4 protein-coding genes are annotated in these 6263 nt (G+C 41.8%); all 4 read left to right on the top strand.

The features are described 5' to 3' along the window. A partial coding sequence (locus VNZ46_RS16215; RefSeq protein WP_325561108.1) for a RagB/SusD family nutrient uptake outer membrane protein occupies positions 1–1472 on the top strand: 1472 nt, incomplete at its 5' end. A gap of 23 nt (positions 1473–1495) precedes the next feature. After that, positions 1496–2800: a TlpA disulfide reductase family protein gene (locus tag VNZ46_RS16210; protein WP_325561107.1), complete on the top strand. Its 1305-nt coding sequence runs from the start codon at positions 1496–1498 to the stop codon at positions 2798–2800. 8 nt (positions 2801–2808) lie between these two features. Beyond that, positions 2809–3963: a TlpA disulfide reductase family protein gene (locus tag VNZ46_RS16205; RefSeq protein ID WP_325561106.1), complete on the top strand. Its 1155-nt coding sequence runs from the start codon at positions 2809–2811 to the stop codon at positions 3961–3963. A gap of 120 nt (positions 3964–4083) precedes the next feature. Further along, positions 4084–6263: GH116 family glycosyl-hydrolase (locus VNZ46_RS16200; protein WP_325561105.1), on the top strand; the 2180-nt coding region annotated here is incomplete at its 3' end.

Here is a 6263-nt window from a genome sequence, read left to right as displayed (position 1 = left end):
AAATTCAATCAAACATGAGAAATTCAAAGTTTAAAATATATACGGCATTGTGCTTAATGATGTTGTCAGGATTATACTCCTGTAAAAAGAGCTTTCTGGAAGTAGATCCAAAAGGAAAACTGATCGCTAAAAATACAAATGATTATAACCTGATCCTCAACAACGGCTATTTCAATTCAACCGATATAGACGGACAAATATTTTTAGGAGACGAGGTCACTTCAGTGCAGCCGTATTACGATAATATGCTGACATTAAAATCCAAAAGGTATTTTCAATATGCAGATGTGATTTATGAGCCTAATGAGGATGGGAGTGAATTTAAGGCGTTAATGTCCCAGTTGTACACCTATAATATTGTAATCAATGAAGTGATGGGGTCACAGGGCGGGACAGATGATGTAAAAAAATCTTACCTCGCGGAAGCCTTAACCAACAGGGCCTGGATCTATTTTATGCTGATCAATTATTATGGTAAACCTTATAATGAGGCAACAGCAGCGACAGATCCTGGCTTTCCAGTTGTTAAGACCTCAGATGTTACACAAACTAAATTCGAGAGGGCCTCTGTAAAAGCCGTTTATGATTTTATTGTTCAGGATTTACAAACGGCCATTCCATCCTTACCAGTTTCTGCAGGTAATCGTATCCGTGTGGCAAAGTCTGCTGCAGAAGCGCTTTTAGCCAAGGTTTACCTTTTTATGGGGAAATATCCCGAAGGCCTGGTTCAGCTCAATAGCGCCTTTTCTCATTTGCCAACTACATACTCCGTAAATTTATACGACTACAATTCTACTTTGGCTGTAGGTGGTGCATGGGGATACAACCCGGTTTCAAGTCCGCTTACCTATGTTCTTGGTGTGCTAACGGTCAACGACAATCAGGAGCTACTCTTCGCCAAACAATTTGGCAATAGTTATACTTTTTTAGCCAATGATATTTTATTGGCACCTCAAACTGTGGCTTTGTATGACGGGTCGAAGACTGGTGATTTACGGTTAAGATTTCTTGGGCCAAATTATTTTGGTGGTGCGCCAATTACCGCGGGAGCCTTTAGAAAAGTTGGACCTTACGCCACCCAAATTGGCATGTGCATGCCCGATATGTATCTGATGAAAGCGGAACTTAAGGCACGTACCGGTGATGTTACGGGAGCTAAAGCCGATCTGGAAGCCTTTCGTAAAAACAGGATGCCTGTAGCAAATGCAGGCGTAAACATCACCGACCAAACGGCAATGGTCAAATTCATTATTGACGAGCGTACCCGTGAATTTGCTTTGCAGGGTTATCGCTGGTTTGATATGCGCCGTTTATCTGTAGACCCCATCTTTGCTGGAACGACCTATAAACATCAGGCACTTTCTGCAACAGGTACTGTGATGGCAACCTTTCCATTAAAGCCGGAAAGGCTCACCTTGCGGTTTCCGGAAAAAGTGATTACAGCGAATCCAGGAATGGTCAACAATCCTTAAAAACTAATCTTGAAAAACAAAATATGAAAAAAATCAGAAACATCCTGATGGGCTTGTCCGTACTCTGTACTTCAGCATTTGCCCAAAAGGAAACCGTAAAACCAAGCTTTGGGATTGGCTCTGAAGTATCAGAATACCCTAAAGTACAATGGATCCAGGGCGAGCCGGTAACCCGGTTTGATCCAGATAAAATCTATATTGTGGAATGCTGGGCCACGTGGTGCGGGCCGTGTAAAGCGGCGATCCCTCATGTAAATCAGTTGCAGAAAAAATTTGGGAACAAGGTGGTGATTATTGGTCAGAATATCTGGGAAACGAATCCAAAGAAAGTGGCGGATTTTGTGAAGCAGGAAGGGGACGGAATGAGTTATAGGATTGCTTATGGTGGCGGACAGGAGAGTGATTTTTCTTTGAAATTCATGAAGGCTGCAGGACTAAGCGGAATCCCGCAGACCTTTGTGATCCAGGATAATAAAGTTGTCTGGATGCCTAATCCGGAGCAATTGAGTGAGGAAGCTATACAGTTGCTGATAGACCGGAAGTTTAATCTCGATGCGGCAAAAAAAATGGATCCTGCCAAGAAATACGATGGTCTTCGAAAACTGATCTTTGAAGAGAAGGCCTATGATAGGGCTATGGTTGTCCTTGATTCCATGTTGGAAAAAAATCCTTTTGAAGATACCGGGGTAATGATGAAGTGGGTTTTGTATGGGAAGATGGGAAAACCTGCTGATGGAATATCTTTCCTTAAACAGGCTTACGATCAGCATCCTACTTCTACCATTAAATATTTGTACTATAAAACGCTTGAGGACAATAAGCAGTGGGATGTTCTTGCAAAAGAAACGGCAGTTTATTTGAAAGAAAACCCAGGGGATGATGCAGATGCTTCGGAAGCGATGATTGCATGGTATTCAGCCATTTATGGGCAAGGGGATTTGAAAGGTGCAGCAGCTTTGCTGAATAGATTTACGGTCAATTCGAAAAATCCACAAACCTTAATGAGGATTGCTTTTATTGATCAAATTGTTCCTGCTGCTAAACCCGATGCTGCAATTGCTGCGGCAATGTTTAAGGCCGGAGAAAAGTCGCTTGCACTTGATCCTGTCAACCTGATGCTTTCGGGAGAGCTGGTTAAAAGGAGCTGGGAAAAAGGCGATAAAGAGAAGGCGAAAAAACTGACCGAAAAGACAATCTCCGATTTGAAGAAAGCTGGCGGACAAGAAAAGCTGGTTTCCATTCTGGAGCAATTACTGGCCTCATTAAAGAAGGGCATTCTTCCTTCTGATCAACAGTTTAAATTATGGAAAGTAGAATCGAATAAATAATAACGATCATGAAGAAGACAATTAATCTGATTGCGTGCGTTGGCCTGTTTGCTTTTTCAGCCAATGCCCAGAACACGTATACCATAAACGGAAAATTTACCGCACTAAAAGAAGACAAGAAAGTCTTCCTTGCTTATCGTTCCTTAGGCAAAACTATTGAAGACTCAACTGTAACGAAGAACGGTCTGTTTTCTTTTAAGGGGCAGATTGGCAATGATGCTGTTAAAGCGTATTTGACCTTTGAACCTGTAAAAATAGATTCTTCAGTTACTTTTATTGAAAAACGATTGAAGACAGATCAAAAGGACTTTTTCCTGGAGAAGGGAATCACGAAGGTCGGCGGAAGTAGTACTATGAAAAAAGCGGTCATTACTGGCGGTAAGGCGCAGGCAGAAAACCTGGAACTGGAAGCCGAGATGAAGCCGGAACTGGACCAGATTGAGCCCTTACAGGAAGAGATGGTGGCTATATATATCAGAACACAGGCCAAAGGGGTAGATACGATTCAACGCATGAAAGAGATCAGGAAACTGATGACGCCTTATGCATTGAAGGCCCAGGAAAAGCAAAATACCTTTTTTAAATCGCATCCAGATTCCTATGTCAGCCTGGATATGGTGCAAGGCAAAAGTACTGTGATTAAGCTGGAGACATTTGAACCTATGTTTAATAGCTTGCGTGAAAGATTAAGAACTACTGCGGAAGGGAAATTACTGGTAAAAAAACTGGAAATTGCGAGGAAAACCTCAGTCGGGGTAGTTGCCATGGATTTCACACAACCGGATGTAAATGGGAAACCCATTTCTTTAAGTTCTTATAAAGGTAAATATGTATTGATTGATTTTTGGGCCAGCTGGTGCGGTCCGTGCCGTAAAGAAAATCCAAATGTGTTGAAAGCTTATAACGAATTTAAAGATAAGAATTTTGATGTACTGGCAGTTTCACTGGATGATAAAAAAGACAACTGGTTAAAAGCGGTTAAAGAAGATGGGCTTCCGTGGACACAGGTGAGCGATCTTTTGGGTTTCAAAAATGCAGCAGCGCAGGCTTATGCCATTTCTGCAATTCCTCAGAACTTTTTATTGGATCCCAATGGCAAGATCATCGCCAGTAATCTTCGTGGTGATGCTTTAATGAAGAAGCTTCAGCAGGTTATTAATTAATTAAATTTGCTGTTCGGCATATATAGACGTATATGCTTGATATAAAAGGCCAGAGAAGTATTCTTATGGCCTTTTATATTATTTAATGGTGGTCTAATGGTTTTAATGTATCTTAAACTTATGAAAACTGTTAACAGAAGAAGTTTTATAAAGCAAGCAAGCCTGTTCACAGCAGGGCTTGCTGCTTTACAATTTCCGGTATGGGCACAAAGCATATTTTCCGTTGGATATCCTTTACATAATATCCCTGAAAACAAAGCTATAGATCCTTCGTGGCAGCAAGCGCTGTTTAACAGAGGCGAAGCGACGACCTATTTAAAAAGCAGGAATGAACTTAGGTATATAGGCATGCCGGTTGGCGGACTGCATGCAGGAACGGTGTATGTGGGTGGGGACGGCAGGCTCTGGCTTTGGCAAATTTACAATGAGAGTTTTGAAGGAGTGCATGAAGGAATAGACCCTAAAGTTGTCAATTGGGACGATGGAACTTCATTGCGTAAAATTCGCCCAAGGGATGGATCTGCCTATGTTGAACCAGCCATAGCCAATAACAGACGTGTATTGGAACAAGGGTTTGCCATTAAAATAGACTATGAAGGAAAAACTTTAATTAAGGAGTTAAATGAAGATCATTGGGATGAAGTCAGTTTTGAAGGATCATATCCAGTTGCCACTATTAAATATTGTAGTAAGGACTTCCCTTTAGAAATAAAACTCTGCGTTTATTCACCATTTATTCCTTTGGATGCGGAAAAATCAGCTTTACCTGCTACTATACTTAGGATAGAAGCCGTTAACAAGGGTAAAGAATCTATAGATATTTCTCTGTTGGGTTGGATGGAAAATGGAGTGAACAAATTGACAGGTAAAGAAAATATGGGGCAAAGAAAAAATACACTGCTGGCAGCTGAAGATTCAACCGGTATCTTTTTTTCTTCTGATAGTAGTAGTAAAGAAGTGCAGGAAGCCGGTGATGGTGGCTCCATGTGCTTTATGTTACATCATGCCAAAGGAAACCCCCAGATTTCATTTAATCCTTGGCCAGTTAACAGCAAACATTTTAATACCTCTGAAAGCAGTTCTGCTTTAGAAGATTTTCCTGAAAAATTGATTGGAGCGATTGGGACTGGGACCATATTAGCCGCTGGACAAAGATTTAACGCAGATTATTCAGTGAGCTGGTATTTTAACAACCCAAATCCAAAACTTAAAGAATTAGTTAAAGATGCAGAACCTGGTTTCCATTATGGTGCCAAATTTAGGAATGCCAAAGAGGTTTCAAACTTTATAAATGCCAATTTTAAGGAACTCTCTTCTAGAACCGAACTTTGGGCTCATACCTGGAAAGATTCTACACTGCCGCACTGGTTTCTGGAACGCACCTTTGTAAATATAGGCACTCTGGCAACAGCTAATACTTATCGTTTTGCAGACGGCCGTTTCTGGAGCTGGGAGGGTGTAGGTGCATGTGCAGGAACCTGTACTCATGTGTGGCAATATGCACAAGCCGTTGCCAGGATTTTTCCGGAACTGGAAAAAGACTTACGTGAACGGGTTGACCTTGGCATTGGCTTTATAGAGGAAAGTGGCGCAATTCTTTTTCGGGGAGAAAATGAAACCCGTCCGGCGATTGATGGCCAGGCTGGTACGATACTCAGATTCTACAGAGAGCATCAAATGAGCAAAGACCATCACTTTTTGAATGCCAACTGGTCAAAAATTAAAAAGGCCGTCGAGTTTATGCTGGATCAGGATAAAAATGGGGATGGAATGACGGATACACCGATGGAGAATACTCTTGATGCCGTGTGGGAAGGAGAGATTGCCTGGATTGTTGGTTTATGTATTGCCGCTGCAAAGGCCGCACAGATGATGGCCGAGGAAATGAAAGACTCTTCATTTGCAAGGGTCTGTGAAACCTATGTAACCAATGGTCGTAAGAATATGGAAAAGGAGCTCTTTAACGGAGAATATTTCATTCACCGTCCAGATGCTGTTCAAGGCCGCCAAAAACTGGGTTCTTATAATACCTGTCATATCGATCAGGTATATGGACAGAGTTGGGCGTTCCAGATAGGCTTACCTAGGATTTTGGATAAGGAAAAGACAGTTGCCGCCCTGACGGCTCTATGGAAATATAATTTTACTATGGATGTTGGGCCATACATCAAAACCCATACGGGAGGACGTCCTTATGCACTGGCTGGTGAAGGTGGAATGGTCATGAATACAAACCCACATAATGAAGCTAAGCCCTTCGGAGAAAATGTAAGCTGGCAGCTGGGCTATTTCCATGAATG

It is taken from the genome of Pedobacter sp. (assembly GCF_035566355.1).
Classification (GTDB): domain Bacteria; phylum Bacteroidota; class Bacteroidia; order Sphingobacteriales; family Sphingobacteriaceae; genus Pedobacter.
The sequence above is the reverse complement of the archived record's forward strand: the minus strand, read 5'-3'. Positions and strand labels throughout refer to the sequence as shown.

What these genes read in the sequence shown, in the direction of transcription:
- VNZ46_RS16210 (WP_325561107.1), top strand. Translation starts at nt 1,496, where the DNA reads ATGAAAAAAATCAGAAACATCCTGATGGGCTTGTCCGTACTCTGTACT.
- VNZ46_RS16205 (WP_325561106.1), top strand. Translation starts at nt 2,809, where the DNA reads ATGAAGAAGACAATTAATCTGATTGCGTGCGTTGGCCTGTTTGCTTTT.